Here is a 21980-nt window from a genome sequence, read left to right on the forward strand (position 1 = left end):
CCGTCTCGCGCCTGTACCGGCGAGCACCCGAGACCATCCAAGCCCAGAACACCAACACCCCCCAAGCACCCGAGACCATCCAAGCACCCGAGACCATCCAAGTCCAGGACACCAACAACCACCGAACACCCAAGCCCAGAACACCAACCCCCGAACCCGCGAGACCTACTCCAACCGCTGCCGAACCAGCTCCGGATCGATCTGCTCCGCCTCCCAGAGCTTCCGCCCCTCCATCCCACCCGCCACCGTCAAAACCTCCCCACTCACATGCCGAGCCAACGCCGGCGAACTCATGAACACCACCGCCCGAGCAATATCCTTCGCCCGCGCCAGCTGCCGCAGCGGCATCGTCGCGCACACCTGCTCGATCGTCCCCGGCGCATCCAGAGCCGCCTCCGCCATCGGCGTCACCGTCCACCCCGGCTCGACCAGGTTCACCCGCGCCCAAGGATCGACCTCCACGACCTCGTTCTTGAGGCTGCGCATCAACCCGACCATCCCCGCCTTGCTGACCGCGTAAGGCAGATGCCCCGCCTCCCCAAAGCGCCCCGCCGTCGACCCGATCAAGCAGATGCTGGCCCCGATCCCGTCGACCCGCGGCCCGTGCTGAGCCAGCTGCGACACGAAGCTCTGGCAGGTGTAGATCGCCCCCAGCAGGTTGACCTCCACCACCTCGCGGATGCGCTCCGCCTCGAGCTCGTGGAGGGCCTTGGACTCCGGCGGCCAGATGCCCGCGTTGGCGATGACCACGTCGACCCGGCCAAAGCGCTCCCGGGCCTGCTCGAGCAGCGGGTCGAGGGCCCCCGCCTCGCGCAGGTCCGCCGCCCCCGTGAGCGCCCGCGTGCCCCAGCCCTCGATGCCCACCAGGTTGTCGAGGCGCTCGATCTGGCTGTTCGCGTGCAACACCAGCGACGCCCCCTCGTCGGCGAAGGCGTGGGCGAGGGCCTCCCCGATGCCGCCAGAGGCCCCGGTGATCAGCACGGTCAATCCTGCGAGCTGCGTATCCATGACTCGTCTCCTCGGCGGCCTGTGCCGCTGGCTGTCTCGAAAGGGAGCTACTCGGGCTCGTCGCCCAGGCTGGCGAGGCTCTTTTTGTAGTCCTCGGCCTGCGGCGTGTCCTTGCCCAGCTCGACGGCCTTCTCGAAGGCCTCCCGCGCCGAGGTCTTGCGACCAAAGCGGAGGTAGAGCTGCCCAAGGAGCTCGTGCGCCTTCGGGTTGTTGGGGTCGAGCTCGACGGCCTTCTCGGCGCTCGCCTTGGCGTCGGAGCCCCGGTTGTTGCGCAGCTCGACGCTGGCCCGGAGCACCCAGGCGTCGCTGTGCGTGGGCGCGACCCGGGTCAGCTGCTTGGCGACGGTGAGCGCGGGCTTGGCCCGGCCGTCGCGCTGGAACAGCTTGACGGTCTCCTCGGCGGCCCAGGCGAGGACCAGGGTCGACACGCCCTCGGGGCGGTCGCGCAGGAAGTTCCAGCCCTTGCCGGCCTGGGTCGCGGCGACCCGCTTCTTGCCGCCGCGGAACAAGATCTTGGCCTGCTCGAGGAACAGCCGCCCGGCGTCCTCCTTGCCCACGGCCTCGATGCCCTGGCGCACGGCCCCGAGGGCCGCGTCGCGGTCCTTGAGCTCCATGTGCGCGCGGGTGAGGTAGGTCCAGGCCTCGAGGTCCGTCGGCGCGGCGGCGACGATCTTGGCCAGCTTGTCCCGGGCCTCCGCGCTCTTGTCGGCCTTGACCTTGGCGGGCTCGTCGGGGGTCAGGAGCAAGGCGCGGGCGCGGATGATGTCGAGGTCGCGGCCCGGCGCGCGGCGGCTCTCGGCGTCCTCGACCCAGCCCTCGAAGCCCTCGTCGAGGCTCAGGACCTTGTCGAACTCGACCTCGTCGAGGGCGAGGCCGGCGAGCATCAGCGGCACGCGGAAGCTGACCCCCGGGCGCTCGTTGACCTTGGCCAGCATGCGCTTGGCCTCGGCGTGGCGCCCGACCTCGGCGAGGTACAGGGCCTGGCGCTCGGCGTAGCGGGGCAGGTTGTCGTTGGCCTCGACGGCCTGGGTCAGCAGCTCGACGACCTCGTCGACGAGCTTGGGATCGTCGCCGCGCTTGCGGTCGGTGATCTCGGCGAGCTGCAGGTAGGCCTCGGCGGGCTGGCGCTCGCGCTGCACGGCCCACTTGAACGCCCGGCGGGCCTCCTTGAGGGCGTCGGGGTCGGGCTCGGGCCGGGGCTTGCGGACGCCCTCGCCCTCGACCTCGTAGTAGGCGACGGCCAGGTGCGCCTCGCCCAGGCCGGTCCACGCCCGGGGCGCGAAGGGCTCCTCCTCGGCGAGGGCCTCGAGCTTGCGGCGGGCCGCCTCGGCGTCGCCGATCTGCGCGTCGACTCGGGCGCGAGCCACTTCGACGTCAATCCGCTTGGGCAGGAATTTCTCGGCGCGCTCGAGCCACGGCTTGGCCTCGACCCAGCGGCCTTGCTCGACCAGCGCCAGGCCCTGGAGCAGGGCCACCCGCGGGTGCTCCTGGGGCAGCTTGGCCAGCTCGGCCAGCGCCGCCATCACGTCACCCTCGACGAGCTTGACCCAGGCCTCGTAGATCTCCGACTCCGGCGCGCGCAGGCCCGCCTCGGAGATCCACTGCCGGGCGCGCTCGCCGTCGCCGGCCTCCATGGCCATCTCGAGGGCCAGCGTGCGCGAGAGCTTGTCCCAGCCCGGCAGCTCGTCCCAGGCCTGAGACACGGCCTGCATGCCGGCCTCGACCTCGCCGTCTTGGATCTGCACGACGCCCCGGGCCAGCAGGGTGTGGGCGCGGTCGCGGGGCGCGAGCTTGGTCGCGAACTCGTCCCCGAGCAGCTGGTCGGCGACGTCGGCGACGCCCGGGAGCTTCTGGCGCAGCAGCGCGTTGTAGAGCGCCTCGTCGGCGGCCAGGCCGAGGTGCGTGCGGTCCTGCTCGCGGGCGCGGCCGAGCTCTTCGAGGGCCGCGTCGCCGTCACCGGCGTGCATGTGCAAGGTCGCCAGCAGCCGGCGCAGGGAGATCGAGGGGTCCTCCTCGACGGTCTTGGACACCGCGTCGATGGCCTCGTCGAGGTTGGCCTCGGGGTCGGCGATGGCGAGCATGCCGGCGATCCACTCCTCGTGGTTCGGCCCGATGCTCAGGCGGTCGCGCATGGCCGCGGCGGCCTCGAGGTCCGCGCGGGCCTGACCGAGCTCCCCGTCGTCGAGGGCGATCATCACCCGGGCGAGCTCTCCGTCGTGGGTCGTGGTGGTCGCGTCGAGGGCCGCGACCGCGGCGTGGGCCGCCTCGTCGCCGACGCCAAACTCCGCCAGCAGCTGCGCCCGCGTGAGCGCTCGGGCGCCGAGCAGCTGCGGGTCGTCGCCGTGGTCTTCGATGCAGGTGTCGAGGCGCTCGGCGACGGTGTCGAGCTCGGCCGAGGTGCCGCGGGCGAAGCCATCGCGCGCGTCGTCGAGGCACGCGTCGCGGCTGCGACGATCGGCGAACACCTTGAGGGCCAAGCCGACCGCGAGCAGGGCGAGGATCAACACGACGATCAGGGCCACCCGACGGAACAGCTTGCGCCGTTGCTGGGCGTGGATGTCCCCGATCAGATCGCGGGGCGCCGTGTGGCGTCCCGTGAGTGGGTTTTGCCGCCCCGTGATGGGCCTGCGCGAGTCGTTCACGACTGGGTCAACTCCCCTCCGACGCCTCGTCTACGCGCGTGCCGAGGTCGTTCATCGGGTCGATGCGAATCCTAACGGTTCGTGGACCGACTTGCATGGGGCACACCTGCGCAGATTTCCGGGGCGAGGACACGCGAGAAGGAACTTCGGAAACAGGGCCGACAACAGGGGCAAATTGGGACACTCGAACACGGCTTCGCGCGATCGCGCGACGCCCTTCGGAGGATGCGCCATCACCGAAGATGGGCCATCAGTTGAAACTGGCGGGTTTTTGGCGGGTGGGGAGGCTGTCGAGGTCCTCGATGGTCGGACCCTGCTCCGCGCGAGCTTTCTCCGCCGCGCGCTGTTCTTTTTCTCGCGCGCGCTTTTCACTGGGGTCGAGGCCGATGGCGAACTCGTCACGGAAGGCCGCCAACCCGGGCAAATAGGGGTGCTGCGCGCCCTCCTCCATCTCCGCGAAGATCGCCAGGGGGCGGCCGCCGCTGCGCCGCTCGTCGACGAGGATCCAGCGACCCTCGTACCACTGCCAGACGTGGTCGACGGTCGTCGAGCGGACCACCAGGTTGCGGTCCGTGTGCCACTGGATCTGCACCTGAGAGACCGCCACGCCGTTGACCTTGTCGATCTCCATGCGCGTCATCTCGTAGTCGAGGACCACCACCTTCTCGTCCACGGCCATGTGGGTGTCCAGGAAGGCGTCCGTGCAGGCCTGGGGCAGGTACTCGGCGGCGCGGTCCCAGTCTCCCCAGCGCAGGGAGCTGTTGTAGATGCGCGTCGAGTCGTAGAGCTTGTCGATCATCCCGTCACTCGCCGCACAACCCACCATGGAGGTCGCCGCGCCTGTGCAGGCGCCCGCTAGCGCGATCGAGAGGACGAGGCGACGGAGGAGCGAGGACGAGGCCACCATGGTTGAGAGGCTAGGCCCAGCGATGCCCGAGGCCGATTTTTCGACGTCTGGACACGCCCCCTGGCCAGCTGTGGAGGATTTGCCTTCCTCCCAGCTTCATGCGTTCCGCCGAGCCCCAACCTGTAGGTGTGATTTTTATGGTGAACGATCGCTTTCGTAGTTGTCTCCGTAGTGGAGGACCTGCGTGATGTGCGAGACTTTCGTCATGGCTTCGCTGCGTACTCCAACCACCCTCTTCGCGCTGGCTTCGCTGCTCGCGCTGACCACGGCCTGCCCGGACAAGGACGTCGACGACGACGTCGGCGAGGAGGCGGGCCAGGACGAGGAGTCCGACAGCTCGACGGGGTCCACCGGTGACACGACCACCGGCGAGGAGGAGTCGAGCGAGTCCATGGGCAGCGAGTCGACCACCGACGCTGGCACCGAGGAGACCACCGAGTCGGCCGAAGAGAGCAGCGAGTCGACCGAGGAGACCGACGACGGAGCCTGCGTCCCCGACGGCGACGACGAGATGGGAGCCCTCGAGCCGCCCCTCGATGACGAGCCCGACTACCCCCACGGCGGCACCTTCATCCCCGAGGAGGACATCCCGGTGGTCGAGGCCTGCGATCCCTGGGTCCAGGACTGCGTCCCCGGCGAGAAGTGCGTGCCCTATGCCTCGGGCGGCGGGACGTGGAACGCCAACAAGTGCGTCCCCGTGCTCGGGGACAAGGCCGTCGGCGACGAGTGCATCTGGGACGGCATCATGGCCGCCACCGACGACTGCGACGGCGAGAGCGCGTGCTGGGGCATGATCGACAACATCGGCACCTGCACCGCTTTTTGCGAGGGCACGCCGCAAAATCCGATCTGCCCCGAGGGCACGATCTGCTCGATCTCGAACCAGGGCTCGGTCACCTTCTGCCTCGAGGGCTGCAACCCGATCACCCAGGACATGTGCCCCGAGGGCAACGGTTGCTACTACGACGGCGTGGCCTTCTCGTGCGCGCCGACGACCTCGGACATCCCCGCGGGCGAGCCCTGCTCCTTCATCAACGACTGCGAGGCCGGCCTCGTGTGCCTCGACGGCTCCGTCGTCCCCGGCTGCAGCGACTCGGCCTGCTGCGCCGAGTTCTGCGACCTCGACTGCCCGCTGTGCGGCGACCCCCAGGCCGAGTGCGTGGCCCTGTTCCAGGGCAACGCGCCCGTGGGCGACGACGACGTCGGCGCTTGCATCCTGCCCTGATCTCGATGGAGGCTTGGCAGCCTCCCAGGGACTGTGAACTTTTCACAGTCCCTGTCTATTTTAGCCGTCGCGGACGACGCCACGCCCTCCCTGCCCCACGTCCGCGACTCAGGGACTGTGAACTTTTCACAGTCCCTGTCTATTTTAGCCGTCGCGGACGACGCCACGCCCTCCCCACGTCCACGACTCAGTCGGAGGGCACGCGGGGGATCTGGCTCGCGCCGAGGCCCAGCGGCGCGCCGACCAGGATCCACACCGCGAAGAAGCGCTTGCGGGTCTTCTTGCGGCCCTCCTCGACGCGCCCGGCGATCGAGCGCGGCTTCTCGACCAGGCCCGCCTCGACGCCCAGGGGGTGGTCGAGGGCGCCCTCGAGGTCGGTGATCAGCGGGGCGACGTGCTGCTTTTCGTAGCGCTCGGCGATCTGCTTGGCCGGGATCATCATCACGGCCAGACCCAGCGCGGCGCCGACGAGCAGGTTGGTCAGGGGATCCGAGACAAAGAGCACGCGGCGACCGGAGGGCGCGGGGCTGGGGCTGCGCGCGACCGCGGCCGCCATCGCAGCCACGCCCGGGCCCGCGCTCGAATCGAGGGCCAGGTGCGGCGAGGTCGGGACGCGGCGGTTGCCCGGCGGGTGGGCGTCGTCGGGCACCGGCTCCAGGTTTGCCGAGGCTGGCTCGGCGGGCCGCGCGAGCTCGACGGCCTCTTTGGCGATCTCGAGGGACAGCCCCGAGGCTGGCGGCGCTCCGGCCAGCAGCGGCGGCGTGATGTCGATGCTCTCGGGGATCGTGTGGTCGTCCTCGACCTCGTACTGCGGCGCGGCCTTGGGCTCCGGCTCCGGCTCCGGCTCTGGCTCCGGCTTGGGCTTGGGCTTGGGCTTGGGCGCGGCACTCGATGCGACGGGCGGCTCCGCGTTCGTGGGGCCCGGGTCATCCGCGAGGCTCAGCGCCTCGAGATCAATGGACGCCATCCCGGCCGAGAAGGCGTCGGCCTCGGCTTTGCGCTTGGCCTTGGCGGACTCACTCAGGCCGCCCAGAGGACTCAATAGATCGCGCTTGCCGTCATCACTCGCCACCTCGCGAGTCTATCAGCATGGCGCCAGCCCCGGCCAAGCGCCCCCGCGTGCCCCGCCACCCACAGCTCGGCCCGGGGTTTTTTTGCGCCGATCGAGCGCGTCCGTATGCTGGCGGCCGACCATGCCTGAGACTACGTCCAGCCGCTTCCCCGTGCAGACCCTGGGGACGGGCGCCCTGAGCCTCCTGGCCTTTGCCGGAGCCCTGGGCCTCGGCGGCCTCGGACCAGTGGCCGCGACCGCCCACGCCAGCCCGGCCATCGACGGCACGCGCAACCTGTCCATGGGCAACGCCACCCGCGGCTCGTCGGGGGGCACCAACGCCGCGATCATCAACCCCGCCGGCATCAGCTACTGGCAGCAGTTCGCGATCGAGCCGATCTATCAGTACGACGTCCAGCGCCGCACCCACGGCATGGGCGTGTTCATCGCGGACTCGCTCAACACCCCGCGCTTCGCCCTCGCCCTCGGCTACGTGTTCCTGCGCGGCGACCCCAACCTCATCTACAACGACCTCGGCGAGCGTCAGCAGCTGAGCCTGGTCCACTTCGGCCACGAAGTCTCCGGGGTGCTCAGCGTCACCGCCGTGCCCAACTGGCTGTACATCGGGATCAAGCCCAAGTGGCAGTACATCAGCCTCCGCTACCTCGACGCGGACGGCACCGCCCAGGACTTCAACCCCAAGCACAACGCCTTCGGCCTCGACACCTCGATCGCCATCAACTTCCTCGACTACGTGCGCGTGGCCGTGGTCGGCTACAACCTCGTCGGCGCCCGCCCGCCCGCGTGGACCGAAGACGGCGCCATCGAGCTCGAGGGCGTCGACACCGACGTCGTGCCCACCTTCAACCCCGAGGGCATCCGCCGCCTCTCGGACTACCCCCTGAGCGTCGGCCACGGCGTCGCCGTGTTCCCGCTGCGCTCGCCCAACTTCAGCCTCAACGTCGACGCGACCTACGACTTCACTAGCTACTGGGAGTCGGACGACAAGCACACCCGCGTCACGGTCAACGCAGGCGGCGAGTTCGTGGCCGGCCCGGTCCCGATCCGCGTCGGCGGCTGGTGGGACGGGCGCGGCCCGGGCGGGGGTGACGACCGCGGCTACGTCAGCGCGGGTCTCGGCTTCATCAAGCCTGCGCCCCTGGGCGGCGTGGGCGTGGACGTGGGCGCTGGCTTTGCCCAGCAGGTCACGGGCTCGAGCCAGGCGAAGCTGGACACGATCTTCAGCTTCAACCTCGGCATCCGCATGCGGCCGAACCTGTAGGGGTTGTCGCAAGCGTCTGGTGCCACTTGCCAACGTTGGTCGTGCGCGCGTTCGTCTGGGCGACGGCTTGCCGATCCCGTCGAGGCCCGTGCACAAGCCGTGGTTTGCCGGTCAGGATGCTGCCCCGGGTGGGCGTGCAGGTCGGCGTGGCCGGTGCTTTGCGGGCCTCAAAGTCTCGATCTTCGTGACCCCGAAGACCGTTTGATTCAGCAGTGATTTTGGGTATTTACGGGGCATGTCCACCATCCGATGTCTCGTTCTCCTGAGCGCCGCGGGGCTGTTTGCTTGCGGCGGCACAGCGGTGTCCAGCTCAGAGCACCCCGAATCTGATGGCAGCCTCAGCGCGTCGAGCAACGAGTCGAGCGCCTCGAGTGCGACGGCCACGGCCATGGCTGTCGCGGCAGATCCACGGTTCATGGGGGTCGTCGCGGTGCTCCCCGTGACGGACCACGCGGCCTCCGTCAGTTGGTACACCAAGTGGCTCGGGCGTGGCCCTGACGTCGTGCCCGCAGAGGGAGTCGCCGAGTGGAAGCTCGCGGGGGCGGCCTGGCTGCAGGTCGGGCTCAACCCGGAGGCCGCCGGCCACACGAGCGTCGTGGTGACGGTTCCCGACGTCAGCGCCCAGCAAAAAGCTTGTCGCGACGCTGGCTTCGAGGTCGGTGACATTCAGGACTACGGGGTCGTCAAGATCATCACCTTGCCGGATCCCGACGGCAATCAGGTGATGTTCGTCGAAGAGGTCCAGGCGCCACCGAACTAGGTCGCGCTGGGACCCCCTCGTCACCCGCCACCATCAGCGCGTGCTCGAACCTTTGGCGAGGACGCTCCCGCGGGCGCGGGCCCAAGATCCAGGCGCTCCATCCACCTCAGGATCGCGGCCGCAGCCGCTCCGTTCGAGTGCCCCTGAAGTCGCCGTGGCAAAGTCCCTCGCGGGAGCGATGAACGATGACCGAACCTGAGACCGGGCTGCGAGCCTTCAAACCCACCTTCATCGTCCTCGGCCTGGTCTACGTGCTGATGGCGAGCTCGGCGCTGATCCAAGGCCCGGCCTTCCTCGAGGGCTTTGGCGTATCCCACGAGCTCGCGTCCGAGCCCGTGCTCGTCGACTTCTTCTCGTTCTTCTACCAGCTGATGATCTACATCGGCGCGCTGATGGTGCTGTTCGGCCTCGTCACGCGCGAGCGCCGAGCCCAGGCGCAGGTCGCATCGGTGTTTTGCGTGACCAGCATCCTGCTCGCCCTGCGCGACCTCAGCACCTCGGACTCTCGCTTTGGCACGGGCCTCTACGAGGGCGACGCGACCGTGCTGTTCACCGTCGTCGGCCTCGTCTACGCCGCGGCCTTTGGCGCCCTGGCCGTCGCCGGCTTTCGGCGCGCTCCCGCTCAGTGACCGCGACCGCGGCCGCGGTTGCGGCCCCGACCACGGCGGCGACGGCGACGGCGGCGGCGCTTCTTCTCGTCCTCGTCGCAGTCCTCGTCGCCACCCTCGCCGGGGAGCCAGGTCCGAACGCAGCGGCTAAAGCGTGGGCCCTCGAAGCTCTGCTCTTGCACGACGAAGCCCTCGCGAGCGTCGGCGTCGGCGTCCTCGTTGACCTCTCGGTCAAAGCGCCCGTCGCTCGAGCCTCCCTCGACGACGGTGGGGCTGGTCGACAGCCCGCTCGAGAACACGGTCGCGGATCCCGATCCGCGCTCCCGTCCACCAATGACGGTCACGGAGCTCATGAACGCAGCATAGCAGCCGCGCGCACCCGCGACAGGGACGATACTGGTGGTTCAAGCGAAGGGGAGTGCCCCTGGAGCGCGGACGAGGAGCTTGGCGTCCGCGCCACCTTCGGCGGCGCGAATCTCGATCACGATCGCTTCCATGGCGCCGGTCTAGCAGCCCGATGCACGTCACGCACGAGGTCTGGCAAACTCGCGCCCATGGGACGCTCACTCCCCGCTCAAACACCCCGCTGGTTGCAAGCCCTCGCCCTCGGCCTGCTCGCATTCGCGGTCGGGATCGTCGTCGGCTGCGTCACCGCGGACTGCAGCAACGGCGCGTGCGTGTGCCCCCCGGGGGCGAGCTGCGAGTTCGAGTGCGACGCCCCGCCCTGCCACGTCGAGTGCGAGGGCGACAACCCCGAGTGCGAGGGCTCGTGCGCCAACGGGGACTGCACCTGCGGGCCCGGGAGCAACTGCGAGTTCGAGTGCGACGCCCCGCCCTGCCACGTCGAGTGCGAGCCCGGCTCGGACTGCGTGGGCGACTGCGCCAACGGCAACTGCACCTGCGAGCTCGGCAGCAGCTGCGCCTTTGGCTGCGACGCGGGGCCCTGCCACGTCGACTGCGTCGGCGACAACCCGAGCTGCGACGGGACCTGCGCCAACGGCAGCTGCACCTGCGGACCCAACTCCGCGTGCGCGTTCACCTGCTCGGACCACAACTGCGGCGTCAACTGTGGGGAGGGCTCGAGCTGCGTGCTGACCTGCCCGACCGGCGACGCGGGCGGCCAGGGCTGCCGCTTCGACAGCTGCGCCGCCGGGGAGCCGACGCTGTGCCCGGACGGGCTGAGCCTGGTGTGCGGCGACGCGCCCTGCCCGAGCTGAACGCTCAGCTCGCGGCCGCCCGCGCGGCGGCCTCGACGACGGCTCGGAGCCACGCCTGGCCGGCCTCGACCTCGGCCTCGGAGAGGGCCTGGACCCACTCGACGTGGCCCTCGCCATCGTCGGCGCCGAGGCTGAAGGGGCACGGAGGCAGGCGCGCCGGGTCCAGCTCGAAGCCTGGCCGCTGCCCGCCGCGCTCGTCGACGAAGCGCCCGAGCTGCTTTTGGCGCTCCGCGATGGCGCCGTCGAGGAGCTCCAGCCCCGCCTCGACGGGGACCCGGCGCGGATCCTCGGCGCTCAGCCGGGGCAAGCGGGCGCCCCGATACCACTCGCGCAGGGCCACGAGCTGGGTGATGTAGTCGACGTTCATGCCCAGGCGCGGCTGCAGGCGGTCGCGGAAGTTGGGCCGCACGGTCCGCTCGAAGGGCTTGATGGCCCGGAGCACGAAGGCGCGGTCGTCGAGGGAGCGGCGGACGATCTGGCCGGCGGCGGCGATGGCCCCGAAGCCGATCTTGGTCGGCCCGACGATGCCCGCGAGCCCGCCCAGAAAGATCCTCGGCTCGCGCAGGAACACGCCCCGGGGCACGTCGCCGATGAGCGAGGGCGTGGCCTTATCGCCGCGCTCGCCCCAGGGGGTGAAGTTGAAGTGGATGAAGCCCGAGCCGACCTCGGAGTGGTCCTTGCGCGAGGTCCCCCCGGCCATGAGGCAGTCGCAAAAATTGATCACGCTGCCGAGGGTCACGAAGCTCAGCAGGATCGTCTGCTTGAGGCCGACGGCGTGGGCCGTGGACGCCTCCTCCTCGAGCAAGGTCCCCGGGCGGGCGTGCACGTTGGCGCCGAGCTTGGCCCCGTCGAGGAGCACCGCGCCCTCGACGTAGCCGCTGGCGACCTTGGCCCCGGGCCCGATCACGGCGTCGACGAGCACCGCCGGCCCCTCCCGGCCGATCTCCGCCTTGGGCCCGAGGTAGGTCCGGGCCCCCGTCAGCCGCGTGCCCGGGTGCAGCACGACGCCGGGGTGGATGCGCCCGAGCTCGACCTCGGGGCCGAGGTAGGTCTGGCGCGGATCGACGACGGTGACCCCGCCCTCGCGCAGCTTGGTCAGGCGGCCTTCGAGGGCGTCGAGCGAGGAGGCGGCTTGGGGAGCGCTCACGGCTCACGCATAACACGGCGCGCATAGGGCTTCGGGCGGCTCGCGTCCGAGCAGCGAGGTACCCAGAGCGTCGACCAGGCCCGCCGGACCCCGTCAGTCGAGGGGGTCGCCGTGCTAGGTTGGTCGCCCATGACCGAGCTCTCGGACCGCGAGATCGAGCAGGCCGCCCGCGAAGCGGGCATCTCTCCGATGGAGCTGCGCGAGGCCATGCAACAGCGCGGGCAAGACCCCAACTCGGGCGCGCTGGTCCCCTACGAAGACGCCGCCGAGACCGGCCTGCTCCCGCCCTCGCCCCGGGGCCGGACCGTCGACCACGCCGAGACGAGCCTGCCCTACGCCCCCGAGCAGGCCATCCGCGTGGTCAAGGACAAGCTCGAACAGCGCCTGGGCTTTCGCGGACACATGCAGGGCGGGCGCGAGGCGGACATCTACGACGAGGACGCCGGCCTCGTCTATCGGCTGCAGGCCGACACCGACGGCGGCGAGGGCTCGCTGGTCCGCGTGGACATCGACCCCACGCCCATGCGCAACCGCCGGGCGCTCATGGTCATGGGCTTCGGCTCGACCATGGCGCTGTTCGCCGCCGCGGGCCTCGTGCTCCCCGGGCTGATCGGCTGGACCTTGCTCGCGGGCACGGTGGGCCTCGGCGCCCTGGGCATCGCGTCGATGACGGCGACCGTCGCCGCCCATCAAGGACGCCCGCAGCAGCGCCGCCTCGGCGCTCATCGAGGCCGAGCAGGCCTCGCCCCTCGGCCCCGCCAGCGACCGGGTGCTCGGGCCTGGACTCGAGGACCCCGAAGACGACCCCTACGCCGCCCTCGAGGCCGCGCTCGACGACGACGGGCCGCGGGCGCTGCCGCCCTCGGGCGATCCGTCTTGGTGAGCGCTCCACGGGGGGTGTCACCTCAGCCCCACGTTTCGATCAATTTTCCGGCGTGTGTGTTGCCGACTTGCGCAGCCGGGCGCCCTTGGCCAAATTCAGGCATGGCTTGGCTCCCTGGGACCGGTCGCGCCCGCGCCCTCTTCACCCTCGCCGTCGCCTGCGTGGCCTGCTCCACGCTCGCGGCCTGCGACCCCTCCGAGCCCCGCTTCGGCACCTACGAAGGGGGCAGCGGCGAGGGCAGCGGGAGCGGCAGCGGGGGCTCGGGCGACGCCTACTTCAGCCTCGGCCAGGGCGAGTTCGGGTGGAGCGAGGTCAACGACGGCGACCGCCTCGAGATGGTGCTCGGCGGGCAGGGCCTGCTGATGTTCCCCATGCCGATGCGCGCCGGCGGCTTCACCCTGCCCCCGGACCCCAAAGACTACACCCACCCGGACGTGCCCATCCTCGACATGCACGTCGACATCGAGGGCTTCAACATCGGCTTCGGCGGGCACTTCTCGCGCATCGCCAACTACCCCATCCCCTTCGAGATCCTCGACGACGGAACCTACGAGTTCATCTACGTCACCATCTTCATCCCCGACGAGCTCGCCAACCCCTGCGACATCGACGAGCTCCCCGCCGAGCTCCACGCCGAGCTCGAGACCGCCGACGGCGACCTGCTGACCTGGGATCGCACGGTGACCGTAAACGTGCCCCCAGAGCTGGGCACTGGATGCATTGAATGAACGATCAGCCGCGGCGCTCACCCGATGTACGGTTGAGACCCCCGCGCTGTCCGCGTTGATGTGAAAGCCGTGGTCGTTCCCACGGCCATGACATCAAACGTAAGTCACCGGGAAACGCCTATGCTGGGGGCGTGCGAACTTCCTCACCCCTCGCAACCGGTCTGGCCTCCGCGCTGGGCCTGAGCCTGGCGCTCACCTGCTTGCTCGCGCCCGGCGTGGCCTCGGCCAAGCGCCTCACCCCCGAGCAGGCCGCCGAGGCTCGGTCCGCCGTGGACACCACGGACCCCGACGCCATGGAGGAGGCGGCGGAGGAGCTCGGCGACCCCGAGCTGTTCCTGCGCGCGGCCGAGGCCCTGCGCCTCGAGGCCGACACGACCCGCGACCTGGACCTGGCGATCCGGGCCCTGCCCCTGGCCCAGACGGCCAACGACATCGCGGCCTACCTCGCCGACGAGCGCAACTACAAGAACAGCGACTGGCGACCGGTCGAGCGCGACCGAGCCGTGGGTCTGGTCGCCGAGAGCAAGGAGTCGATCCAGAGCATCGAGGCCTTGATCGCCGCCATCGAAGAGGAGCGCCGCAAGGCCGCCGAGGAAGAGGCCGCGCGTCAGGCCGCGCTCGCGGCCGCGGGCGAGGACGAAAAGAAAAAGCGCGGGCCGATGAAGCCCGGCACAGGGATGATCATCGGCGGCTCGGCGGCCCTGGCCCTGGGCGTCGGCGGCGTTGCGATCGTCGGGGTCGGTCTGGCCCAGGGCAACGCGGCCCAGGCCGAGGCCGAGAGCCTCGACCTCCCGGCCGAGATCGATCGCCTCAGTGAGCTCGACGCCGCGGGCAGCCGGGCCAACAACCTCGCCCTCGTCGGCGGCATCGTCGGCGGCGTCGGCCTCATCGCCGGGGCCACCCTCGTCGCCCTGGGCGTCAAAAAGCGCAAGCAAGCCGGACCCGACGCCTCGGCCTCGGTCCAGGTCGGCGGCTACTTCTCCGCCCAAGGCGGCGGCCTGCAACTCTCGGGGAGCTTCTGATCATGCTCGTCATCCGCGCATCCTTCATCTTCGCCCTCTCCACCCTCGGCTTCCTCGTCCCCCCGCCGCCGGCCTCGAGCGCCGGCCCGGACTGCGGCGAGCAGGTCTGCCTCTACAGCAGCAGCGACGAGAAGTCCGGCAGCTACAAGGTCGACGCCAAGCTGAGCAAGAAGAACCGGCGCAAGGAAGCCAAGAAGCAAAAGAAGCAAAAGGACGTCGAGCTGGCCGTGGTCATCCTCGACGGCCGCGGCAGCGCCTTCGTCGACGGCCGCTACCTGCCCAAGGCCGGCATGGCGATCAAGCCGGGCAAGCACGAGCTCGAGATCCGCGACGGCGAGCAGCTGGTCTCGCGCGGGGTGCTGTCGATCCCGCGGCGGATCGACTCGATGACCGTCGAGGTCCACGCGGACCGCTGAGCCCTGTTTTGCCCCCACAGGGGCATTCGAACCGGGGACGCTTCGTCGCTGTCCGCTCCTCCGCTCTGGTCGCGGGGCAATGGAGTTCGTGCCTTGGACAGAGCATTGGGCCGCCCCCGCTCGCGGGGGCGTGGATTCGTTCACAGTCTCTGATCTGATACGAAACTGACCGCTCGGTAGTCCGCGGGGGGCTGTTTCATCCTTGGTAGGCCGAAGCCTCGACTTCGGTGATGGCTGATCTGAGCTCGAGTCAGCTCAACCCACCGGCGCCTCCAGGCGATAGCCCACGCCAATCTCCGTCTTGAGCAAGCTCGGCCGCGCCGGGTCGGCCTCGAGCTTGCGGCGCAGCTGGGCCATGTAGACCCGCAGATACTGGGTGTTGCTGGCCTGCGCGGGACCCCAGACCTCGCTGAGCAGCTGGCGGTGCGTGAGCACCTTGCCCGCGTGGGCGATCATCGTGCTGAGCAGCTTGTACTCCGTCGGGGTCAGGCGCACGGCCTGTCCGCCGAGCTCGACCTTGCGCCGGGCCAAGTCGACGCTCAGCTCGCCGACCTCGAACAGCGGCTGCTCCGAGCCGGCGCCGACTCGCGCGGCCTGGCGCAGGGCCACGCGCACCCGGGCGAGCAGCTCGTGGGAGCCGAAGGGCTTGGTCAGGTAGTCGTCGGCGCCCAGGTCGAGGGCCCGGACCTTGTCGAGCTCGCTGCCCCGGGCCGAGACCACGATGATCGGCATGCTGGTCCACGCGCGCAGCTCGACGAGCAGCTCGAGGCCGTCGCGGTCCGGGAGGCCCAGGTCGAGGATCAGCAGGTCGGGGCGGTGGCTGCTGGCCAGGGCCAGGGCCTCGCGCCCGGTGCCCGCCTCGAGCAAGCGGTAGTCGTGGCTGCGGATCAGCGCCCGGAAAAAGCGGCGCATCTGCGGCTCGTCCTCGGCGACGAGGATCTCTGCGGCGGGCTGGACACTCACGCTTCGGCCTCCGGAATCTCTGGCGCGAACGAGCGCGGCAGGCTGAACCCAAACTCGGCGCCGGGGCCGTCGCTGCGCGTCCGCGCCCACACCCGACCGCCGCTCTCGCGGACGAGCAGCGCAACGATCGCCAGGCCCAGGCCGACGCCCCCGCCCGTGCTCGCCTTGGACCCCCGGACGAACTTTTCAAACAACCGCTCGGGGCCCCCCGGGGGCAGGCCGGGGCCCCGGTCGAGCACGCGGATCTCGACCTCCCGATCGCCGCCGGCCTCGACCCGGATCTCGATGGTGCCCTCGCCGTGGCGCAGGGCGTTCTCCAGCAAGTTGCTGAGCACGAGCTCGACGGCCACGGGGTCGAAGCGGGCGTAGAGCGGCTCGACGGGGTTTTGCACGTCGACCTGGCGATCGCCCAGGCGGTGCTGGAGCGCGCCCAGGACCACGCCTATGGGCTCTTCCACGGCGGCGAGCTCGCGCTGGAGCTCGAGCCCGCCGCCCTCGAAGCGGGTCATCTCGAGCAGGTTGCGAAGCTGCCTGGCCAGGAGCTCGGCCTGGTCGTGGATCGCCGCGAGCAGCTGAGACTGGGTCTCGGGGTCGATGCGCTCGCCGCCCTCTTCGAGGGTCGTCACGGCCCCGAGGATCGCCCCCAGCGGCGTGCGCAGATCGTGGCTGACCGACGCGAGCAAGGAGGCCCGCAGGCGCTCGCGCTCGGCCTCGAGCTCGGCCTCGCGCTGGGCCTGGGCGAGCGCGGCGGCTTGCTGCTCTCGCGTCTGCGCCAGCTGGACCTGCTCGCGCAGCCGGGCGCTCAGCCAGCTAAAGGACATGCCGACGCCGGCCATGACCACGAAGGTGACGCGGTAGTGGGCCTCGTCGACGCTGAAGGTGTGGATGGGCTCGACGAAGAAAAAGTCGAAGGCGGCGACGCTGGCGAGGGCGGCGAGCAGCGAAGGCCCCAGCCGCGCCCAGTACGCGACGACCACCACGCCGAGCAGGTGGATCATCACCCGGTCGGTCGGGGTCAGCTCGAGCAGCCCCCCCAGCACCCCGACGAGGGCGCAGGTCAGCGCGACCACGCACAGAGCGAACCCATACTCGAGCACCCGAACACGTGAGCTTGGCGGCCTAGCCACCTCTACAGTACCGATTGCGAGAACCCCAGGTTCCACGTCACGAGAATTAGCAGGAAAACGAGGACAACCAAGAGCGCCCCCGCCTCGACGCGCTTGGCGTGGCCGTAGCGGCCGCTGAACAGCTCGCCGAGTCGCTCGTCGTGGACCAAAAAAGCGACCGCACCTGCGAGGGTCAGCAGGGTGAGGGTCCCGATGAACACGCTCGCCATGGTCGTCACGAACCCTCCTCCAGGCGACCCCACAGCGCGAGCCCGGCCACCACCCCCAAGCACGCCATCACGATGATCGTCGTCATTGCCATGGCATCAAGCTAGCCCGCCTGCGCGCGGCGGCCTCGGGACGCGGTGAGGATTTGGGCGCGAGGGATCAAGAAGTCATAAAGAGGGCGCGGGGTCGTCTTGATCGGCCCCGCGCGACCGCCATGGTGAAGGGGTGACCATGGCCGATCAGTTGACCCTCGGAGCTGGCGTCGTCATCGCGCTGGCATGTTTTTTCGCGGCACGCATCGCAACCCTCCCGTCGCAAGACCGCCCCGTGAGGAGGCTGCGCGCGCGCCTGGCTCGCGCCCCTCGGACCGCTCGCCCCGCTCGACCCGCTCGACTCGCTCGACTGGGGCAGGTGCGACCGTGACCGCGCTCCAAGCCACCGAGAGGGCGGCACCGCACGGCTACAGCGGCTGGGTGCCCTGCGGCCGCGCCGGCTTCCACGTGGACCTTCGGACCCGCGCCCTGGATCTGTCGCGTCAGGACATCCAGACCGTGCTCGCTCGCCTCGACGCGAGCCTCGATCGCGTCACCCCAGACATCACCCACGTGCGGGTTCGCCTCGCGGACGTCAACGGCCCCAAGGGCGGCGAGGACAAGCGCTGCACCGTGCGGATCCAGCTGGGCCGCCTCGGCACGGTCCAGGTCACCCGCTGCGCGCCGACGATCTGGGAGGCGCTGTCCCGGGCCCTCGCCACGGCCAAGCGCGGCTGCCACGAGCGCCTCGAGGTCCGTCAGACGCGACGTCGCCGGCGTCGGCGGGCGTCGAGCCCGCGGGCGCCGACGATCTGAGCGAGTCACTCGCTAGCCGCGGCGGTCTCGGAGGCCTCGTCGAAGCCGCTGCGGTAGAGCTCCGCGTAGATGCCATCGCGGGCCATGAGGGCCTCGTGGTCGCCGACCTCGGCGACCTTGCCCCTGGCCAGCACGACGATCTTGTCGGCGTGGCGGACCGTGCTCAGGCGGTGAGCGATGACCAGCACGCTGCGCCCCTCGAGCAGGCGCTCGATCGCCTTTTGGACCCGCTGCTCGGTGAGGCTGTCGACGCTGGCGGTGGCCTCGTCGAGGATCAGCATGGTCGGGGAGCGGGCGGCGACTCGGGCGAAGGCGAGCAGCTGGGTCTCGCCCACCGAGAAGTTGGCCCCCCGCTCACCCACGGCGCAGTCGGGGCCGCCGCGCTCGCGGATGAAGTCCGCCGCCTGCACGGTCTCGAGGGCGGTCAGGATCGCGTCCTCGTCGTCGAGCTCGGCCTCGCCGAGGGTCACGTTGAAGCCCGCGCTCTCGTCGAACAAGAACACGTCCTGCTGGACCATGAGCAGGCGCCGGCGGACCCGATCGGGGGACAGCTCGCGCAGCTCGACGGCGCTGCCGTCGGCGAGCACGAACTCGATGCTCCCGCGGTAGCCGGTGTAGGTCTGGGTCAGGATGCGGCCGAGGCTGGTCTTGCCCGAGCCCGTGCGCCCGACCACGGCCACGACCTCGCCGGCCTCGATGTCGAGGTCGACCTCGCTCAGGATCACCGGGCCGTCCGCCGCTTCTGCTTCGTCCTCGGCCCCGCCCCAGGCGTAGGAGAAGGACAGGTCGCGCATGCGGACCTGGCCGGTCCAGGTCGCCAGGGGGTCCTCGCCGCCGGCGTCGCGGGGCTCGGCCAGAGTGTCGAGCAGGCCGTAGATGCGCTCGAGAGAAGCCGCCGCGCGCTGGATCGTGGCGAGCTTGTTGGAGAACTCGCGGATCGGCACGAACACGCGCTGGAGGTAGCTGACGAAGGCGAACAGCAGGCCCAGGGTCAGCGTGCCCGCCGTCGCCTCGCCCAGCCAGCTGGCGTCGTCGAGCAGCGCCGGGGTCGCAAAGAACAGCAGCAGGGCCACGCAAAAGGCCGAGATGCCGTCCATCACCGAGTACAGCAGCGAGTCGAAGATGTTGGCCAGCTTGGTCGCCCGCAGGTAGCGCTCGCCCAGCCCCGCGAAGCGGTCCCGGGCCAGGCCCTCTTGGCCGTTGAGCTGGACCACGGACACGCCCGAGAGCTGCTCGGTCAGGTAGCCGGTCTGCACGCCCTGAGCCCGGCGGACCTCGAGCTGGAGCGCGCGCAGGTTCTTGGAGAACCACCGCACCAGCAAAAAGAGCAGCGGCGCGACGGACAGCGAGAGCAGGGTCAGCTGCCAGCTGAGGATGAACATCGAGGTCAAGATCCCGCCGACCATGAACACGTCGGTGAGGATCGTGAACACGCCAAAGGACAGGGTCTCGCCGAGGGCCTCGACGTCGCTGGTGCTGCGCGAGAGCAGGGAGCCCAGGGGGTTCTTGTCGAAAAAGCGCGCGGGCAGCCGGAGCACGTGGCGGAAGATCGCCGTGCGCAGGTCGTAGATGGCGGCGTGGCCCGAGCGCTGGAGGCAGTAGACCTGGACGGCCATGGCCGAGAACTCGAGGGCGACGGCGCCGAGGAAGAGCAGCGCGAGGGTGCGCAGGCCCTCGGGGTCGCCAGCGGGGATGGCCTCGTCGACGACGCGCTTGAGCAGCAGGGGCCGGAGCGTGGCCATGCCAGCGACGATCGGGATGACCGCCAGCCCGGAGAACAGCCAGGCGCTGTGGGGGCGGATGAACACCCAAAAGCGGCGCAGCAGCCCGAGGGCCGAGCCGACGTCGGGGTGGGTCTTGGCGTCCTCAGCCACGGCCGGCCTCCCCTCCCTGGTCTTCGTTTTGGTGCTCGTGGGCGGCCGCGTAGACGCCCCCCTGGCCGACGAGCTGCGCGTGGGTGCCGCGCTCGACCAGGCCGCCCTCGTCGAGCACGAGGATCTCGTCGGCGTGCTCGAGCACGCTGGTGCGGTGCGAGACGATCACGGTGGTCGGCGCCTGGCCCTGACCGTCTGGCCCGTCCTGGCCGCTCAGACCCCGGATCGCGGCGACGAGCTTGACCTCCGTGGCCTGGTCGACGGCCGAGAGCACGTCGTCGAGGAGCAGCAGCCGGGGCCGGCGGTACAGCGCCCGGGCCAGGGCCGTGCGCTGGCGCTGGCCGCCCGAGAGCATCACCCCGCGCTCGCCGACGACGGTGTCGAGGCCCTCGGGCAGGGCCGCCAGATCCGGGCCCATGCACGCGGCCTCGATGACCGCGTCGAGGTGCGGATCGGGGGCGCGCAGGTCGAGACCCGCGGCTCGCTCGACCCTCGCCTGCCCCGCGCGCGCGCCGTCGACGGCGTCCGTGCGGCCGCGGGTGAGCCCGGCGAGCAGGCCCGACTCGGGCCGCGCGGCGTCGTCCGCCGCGATCACGGCCGCGTCCTCGCCGAGCAGCCGGATGTTGTCGCGCAGGGTCGTCGAGAACAAAAAGGGCGTCTGCGGGACCACGGCCATGCCCGCGCGCAGCGGCCCGAGCTCGAGGTGGCGCGCGTCCAGGCCGTCGATGAACACCGAGCCCTTCGGCGGGCTGTAGATCCGCGCGAGGATGTCGATGAGCGTGGTCTTGCCCGAGCCCGTGCGCCCGAAGATGCCCAGGGTCTGGCCCGGCTCGACCACCGCCGAGATCCCGCGCAGCGAGGGCTCGTCCCGGCCGGGGTGGCGAAAGGTCAGCTCGCGCAGCTCGAGGCGCGGGGACGCGTCGAGGGTGTGGCTCGCGCTCGCCTCGGGCAGCTCCGGGTCCCGGTCGAGGAGCTCCTGGACGCGGTCGAGGGCGACGGTGCCCCGGGACACCGCCGTCAGCACCCAGGCCAGCGAGGTCAGCAGCGAGACCAGGCTCATCAGCAGGGCCGTGAAGGTCGCCAGGTCGCCGATCAGCAGCTCGTCGTCGAGGACCCGCTGGCCGCCGACCCACAGCACCAGGCCCGTACCGACGAAGCCCGAGAAGCCCAGCACCGGCATGGCGAAGGCGCGCAGCCGGGCGACGTCGAGCTGCAGGTCGAGGTAGTCGCGGTTGCTGACCTCGAAGCGGGCCACGGCCGCCTCCTCGGCGCCGTGGGAGCGGATCGTCGCCACCCCGGCGAAGCTCTCGAGGATGCGATCGGACAGCCGGGCGAGGCGCTCGAGGGAGCTGCGGACCATGGCGTAGAAGCGGCTCACGGTCCAGCGCATGTAGATGCCGCCGAGCAGCACCGGCGTCACGCACCACAGCGTCAGCACCCAGTCCGTGCGCAGCAGCTGCCACAGGTGCAGGGGGATGGCGACGAGCACGTTGCACACCTGCAGGCCCGCGAAGCCGACCAGCAAGCGCACCGACTGGGTGTCGTTGGCCGCCACCGAGACCAGCTCGCCGACCTTGCGGCGGACATAAAAGGGGCGCTGGAGGCTGAGCAGGTGGCTGAACAGGTCGACGCCGACGCGGTACTGGATGTCCCGGCCGGGGTTGAAGAACAGCACCCGCGAGAAGGTCCGCACGATCACCAGGGCGCTCGCCCAGACCATCAGCTCGACGGCCAGATCGGCCGCGGCCTCCGAGCGCGCGAGGCCCTCGCTGCCCGCGGCCTCGAGCTCGTTGAGGATCTCGCCGACCAGGGTGGGGATCCGGACCACCGCCCAGTTGGTCGCCGCGAGGGCGAGGAAGCCGAACAGGTAGGAGACCCAATAGCGCGTCGCGTAGCGGAGCACGAAGCGCAACACGAAGACCACGGTCGCGACCACGCCGCGCGGCGTTTCGGCCGGCGGAGCGTCGGAGTCTGCGCTGGCCTCGCTCACTGACGCGTTCTAACTGCTATCGCGACGACGCGCACGCCCCAGGGCGCCGTGCGCGGGCGCGACCCCCCCAAACGC

20 protein-coding genes are annotated in these 21980 nt (G+C 70.6%); 9 read left to right on the plus strand and 11 right to left on the minus strand.

All coding sequences use genetic code 11. The features are described from left to right. Positions 1-165: 165 nt before the first annotated feature. The 3 genes from PPSIR1_RS03945 to PPSIR1_RS03955 all read right to left on the minus strand — a co-directional run bounded on the left by PPSIR1_RS03945 (position 166) and on the right by PPSIR1_RS03955 (position 4449). The gene (locus PPSIR1_RS03945) at positions 166-1008 is read right to left on the minus strand and encodes an SDR family NAD(P)-dependent oxidoreductase (RefSeq protein WP_006969693.1); all 843 of its coding nucleotides are present in this window, start codon (positions 1006-1008) and stop codon (positions 166-168) included. 47 nt (positions 1009-1055) lie between these two features. Next, positions 1056-3650 (minus strand): tetratricopeptide repeat protein, encoded by a 2595-nt coding sequence (locus PPSIR1_RS03950; protein WP_006969694.1) that lies wholly within the window; start codon positions 3648-3650, stop codon positions 1056-1058. A 250-nt stretch (positions 3651-3900) separates the two neighbouring features. Further along, positions 3901-4449 (minus strand): hypothetical protein, encoded by a 549-nt coding sequence (locus PPSIR1_RS03955; RefSeq protein WP_006969695.1) that lies wholly within the window; start codon positions 4447-4449, stop codon positions 3901-3903. A gap of 313 nt (positions 4450-4762) precedes the next feature. Here PPSIR1_RS03955 and PPSIR1_RS03960 point away from each other — a divergent pair, with 313 nt between their 5' ends. Continuing rightward, complete coding sequence (locus PPSIR1_RS03960; protein ID WP_232296428.1) at positions 4763-5782, plus strand: ribulose phosphate epimerase; 1020 nt, start codon at positions 4763-4765, stop codon at positions 5780-5782. Between the two features lie 187 nt (positions 5783-5969). Here PPSIR1_RS03960 and PPSIR1_RS03965 read toward each other — a convergent pair whose 3' ends face one another. Beyond that, positions 5970-6854, minus strand: a complete 885-nt coding sequence (locus PPSIR1_RS03965; protein ID WP_157595171.1) for a hypothetical protein — start codon at positions 6852-6854, stop codon at positions 5970-5972. A 121-nt stretch (positions 6855-6975) separates the two neighbouring features. Between PPSIR1_RS03965 and PPSIR1_RS03970 the strand changes: the two genes are divergently transcribed. From PPSIR1_RS03970 to PPSIR1_RS03980, 3 genes are all read left to right on the plus strand, one after another. Continuing rightward, positions 6976-8115 (plus strand): hypothetical protein, encoded by a 1140-nt coding sequence (locus PPSIR1_RS03970; protein WP_157595172.1) that lies wholly within the window; start codon positions 6976-6978, stop codon positions 8113-8115. 388 nt (positions 8116-8503) lie between these two features. After that, a complete protein-coding gene (locus tag PPSIR1_RS03975; RefSeq protein ID WP_157595173.1) occupies positions 8504-8875 on the plus strand; it encodes a VOC family protein in 372 nt (123 codons plus the stop codon). A 185-nt stretch (positions 8876-9060) separates the two neighbouring features. After that, positions 9061-9504, plus strand: coding sequence for a hypothetical protein (locus PPSIR1_RS03980; protein ID WP_006969700.1), 444 nt, complete (start codon positions 9061-9063; stop codon positions 9502-9504). On the opposite strand, the gene PPSIR1_RS03985 is transcribed toward PPSIR1_RS03980, so the two are convergent. Further along, positions 9498-9836 carry a hypothetical protein gene (locus tag PPSIR1_RS03985; RefSeq protein WP_157595174.1) on the minus strand — a complete coding sequence of 113 codons (339 nt, stop codon included), beginning with the start codon at positions 9834-9836 and terminating at the stop codon, positions 9498-9500. The two genes, PPSIR1_RS03980 and PPSIR1_RS03985, sit on opposite strands and share 7 nt — an antisense overlap. A gap of 201 nt (positions 9837-10037) precedes the next feature. On the opposite strand from PPSIR1_RS03985, the gene PPSIR1_RS03990 reads away from it, so the two are divergent. Next, the gene (locus PPSIR1_RS03990; protein ID WP_157595175.1) at positions 10038-10700 is read left to right on the plus strand and encodes a hypothetical protein; all 663 of its coding nucleotides are present in this window, start codon (positions 10038-10040) and stop codon (positions 10698-10700) included. Between the two features lie 4 nt (positions 10701-10704). On the opposite strand, the gene PPSIR1_RS03995 is transcribed toward PPSIR1_RS03990, so the two are convergent. After that, entirely contained in the window at positions 10705-11847 is a 1143-nt protein-coding gene (locus tag PPSIR1_RS03995) for an LbetaH domain-containing protein (protein ID WP_006969703.1), read from the minus strand. Positions 11848-11976: 129 nt separating this feature from the next. Between PPSIR1_RS03995 and PPSIR1_RS04000 the strand changes: the two genes are divergently transcribed. From PPSIR1_RS04000 to PPSIR1_RS04010, 3 genes are all read left to right on the plus strand, one after another. Further along, positions 11977-13458: a hypothetical protein gene (locus PPSIR1_RS04000; RefSeq protein WP_045115335.1), complete on the plus strand. Its 1482-nt coding sequence runs from the start codon at positions 11977-11979 to the stop codon at positions 13456-13458. A gap of 131 nt (positions 13459-13589) precedes the next feature. Continuing rightward, positions 13590-14480 carry a hypothetical protein gene (locus tag PPSIR1_RS04005; RefSeq protein WP_157595176.1) on the plus strand — a complete coding sequence of 297 codons (891 nt, stop codon included), beginning with the start codon at positions 13590-13592 and terminating at the stop codon, positions 14478-14480. A gap of 2 nt (positions 14481-14482) precedes the next feature. Then, on the plus strand, positions 14483-14896 hold the full coding sequence (locus tag PPSIR1_RS04010; protein ID WP_006969705.1) for a hypothetical protein: 414 nt from the start codon (positions 14483-14485) through the stop codon (positions 14894-14896). Between the two features lie 255 nt (positions 14897-15151). Here PPSIR1_RS04010 and PPSIR1_RS04015 read toward each other — a convergent pair whose 3' ends face one another. The 3 genes from PPSIR1_RS04015 to PPSIR1_RS04025 are packed head-to-tail and all read right to left on the minus strand — an operon-like array spanning position 15152 to position 17195. Then, positions 15152-15859, minus strand: a complete 708-nt coding sequence (locus PPSIR1_RS04015; protein ID WP_006969706.1) for a response regulator — start codon at positions 15857-15859, stop codon at positions 15152-15154. Further along, positions 15856-16956: a sensor histidine kinase gene (locus PPSIR1_RS04020; RefSeq protein WP_198154448.1), complete on the minus strand. Its 1101-nt coding sequence runs from the start codon at positions 16954-16956 to the stop codon at positions 15856-15858. The genes PPSIR1_RS04015 and PPSIR1_RS04020 overlap by 4 nt, the downstream gene beginning before the upstream one ends. 32 nt (positions 16957-16988) lie before the next feature. Next, positions 16989-17195, minus strand: coding sequence for a hypothetical protein (locus PPSIR1_RS04025; RefSeq protein WP_157595177.1), 207 nt, complete (start codon positions 17193-17195; stop codon positions 16989-16991). Between the two features lie 417 nt (positions 17196-17612). Between PPSIR1_RS04025 and PPSIR1_RS04030 the strand changes: the two genes are divergently transcribed. After that, the gene (locus PPSIR1_RS04030) at positions 17613-18041 is read left to right on the plus strand and encodes a hypothetical protein (RefSeq protein WP_006969710.1); all 429 of its coding nucleotides are present in this window, start codon (positions 17613-17615) and stop codon (positions 18039-18041) included. Between the two features lie 5 nt (positions 18042-18046). Here PPSIR1_RS04030 and PPSIR1_RS04035 read toward each other — a convergent pair whose 3' ends face one another. Both PPSIR1_RS04035 and PPSIR1_RS04040 read right to left on the minus strand, forming a co-directional pair. Beyond that, the gene (locus PPSIR1_RS04035) at positions 18047-19915 is read right to left on the minus strand and encodes an ABC transporter ATP-binding protein (RefSeq protein ID WP_006969711.1); all 1869 of its coding nucleotides are present in this window, start codon (positions 19913-19915) and stop codon (positions 18047-18049) included. Then, positions 19908-21905, minus strand: coding sequence for an ABC transporter ATP-binding protein (locus PPSIR1_RS04040; protein ID WP_006969712.1), 1998 nt, complete (start codon positions 21903-21905; stop codon positions 19908-19910). Before PPSIR1_RS04040 ends, PPSIR1_RS04035 begins: the two co-directional genes overlap by 8 nt. Between the last annotated feature and the right edge of the window lie 75 nt (positions 21906-21980).

The sequence above is a fragment of the Plesiocystis pacifica SIR-1 genome (genome assembly GCF_000170895.1).
GTDB lineage: Bacteria > Myxococcota_A > Polyangia > Nannocystales > Nannocystaceae > Plesiocystis > Plesiocystis pacifica.

Excerpts from the sequence above, each read along its gene's own strand:
- PPSIR1_RS03990 (WP_157595175.1), top strand. The coding sequence starts at position 10,038 with ATGGGACGCTCACTCCCCGCTCAAACACCCCGCTGGTTGCAAGCCCTC.
- PPSIR1_RS03945 (WP_006969693.1), bottom strand. The coding sequence starts at position 1,008 with ATGGATACGCAGCTCGCAGGATTGACCGTGCTGATCACCGGGGCCTCT.
- PPSIR1_RS03960 (WP_232296428.1), top strand. The coding sequence starts at position 4,763 with ATGGCTTCGCTGCGTACTCCAACCACCCTCTTCGCGCTGGCTTCGCTG.
- PPSIR1_RS04025 (WP_157595177.1), bottom strand. The coding sequence starts at position 17,195 with ATGGCGAGCGTGTTCATCGGGACCCTCACCCTGCTGACCCTCGCAGGT.
- PPSIR1_RS03970 (WP_157595172.1), top strand. The coding sequence starts at position 6,976 with ATGCCTGAGACTACGTCCAGCCGCTTCCCCGTGCAGACCCTGGGGACG.
- PPSIR1_RS03955 (WP_006969695.1), bottom strand. The coding sequence starts at position 4,449 with ATGATCGACAAGCTCTACGACTCGACGCGCATCTACAACAGCTCCCTG.
- PPSIR1_RS04000 (WP_045115335.1), top strand. The coding sequence starts at position 11,977 with ATGACCGAGCTCTCGGACCGCGAGATCGAGCAGGCCGCCCGCGAAGCG.
- PPSIR1_RS03980 (WP_006969700.1), top strand. The coding sequence starts at position 9,061 with ATGACCGAACCTGAGACCGGGCTGCGAGCCTTCAAACCCACCTTCATC.
- PPSIR1_RS04010 (WP_006969705.1), top strand. The coding sequence starts at position 14,483 with ATGCTCGTCATCCGCGCATCCTTCATCTTCGCCCTCTCCACCCTCGGC.
- PPSIR1_RS03975 (WP_157595173.1), top strand. The coding sequence starts at position 8,504 with ATGGCTGTCGCGGCAGATCCACGGTTCATGGGGGTCGTCGCGGTGCTC.
- PPSIR1_RS03985 (WP_157595174.1), bottom strand. The coding sequence starts at position 9,836 with ATGAGCTCCGTGACCGTCATTGGTGGACGGGAGCGCGGATCGGGATCC.